Annotated in this window: 1 protein-coding gene; it reads left to right on the top strand. The window is 41.6% G+C overall.

Features of this window, described 5'->3' with window-relative positions:
- A partial coding sequence (locus LB467_RS18715; protein WP_224475667.1) for a transposase occupies nt 1-490 on the top strand: 490 nt, incomplete at both ends.

Raw genomic sequence — 490 nt, 5'->3', positions numbered from 1 at the left:
GAAAGACCGCATGCCGGAAAAGAATTCTTCCAGGGAGCTGGATAAGGAATTGGCCTATTGCAGGGAACTAGAGAAGTGCATTGAATCGGAGCAGACCTTAAGTTTGGTTCCTGCAGTCAAAGAAAAATTGAACCTATTAAAGGAAACCGTGGAAGATACCCAGGAAAACTATATTCTTTCTAAGGATACAGATGCTAAGATCGGCCATAAATCAGTTGATAGCAAATTCTTTGGTTACAAGACCCACCTAGCTATGACAGAGGAACGTATCATTAGCGCTGCAGTGGTCACATCTGGTGAAAAAGGTGATGGTCCGGAATTGCCAATACTTTTGAAAATAAGCCAGGATAATGGAGTTCAGGTGGATACCGTAATCGGGGATACCGCATATTCCGGCAAGGATAACCTTAGACTCAAAGATAAAAATAATGAGGCCATAAAGATAGTGGCAAAGCTAAACCCTATTATCACACAAGGTCTTAGAAAGAAA

The sequence above is a fragment of the Salegentibacter tibetensis genome (genome assembly GCF_020164485.1).
In the GTDB taxonomy this organism is placed as follows: domain Bacteria; phylum Bacteroidota; class Bacteroidia; order Flavobacteriales; family Flavobacteriaceae; genus Salegentibacter; species Salegentibacter tibetensis.
The sequence above is the reverse complement of the archived record's forward strand: the minus strand, read 5'-3'. Positions and strand labels throughout refer to the sequence as shown.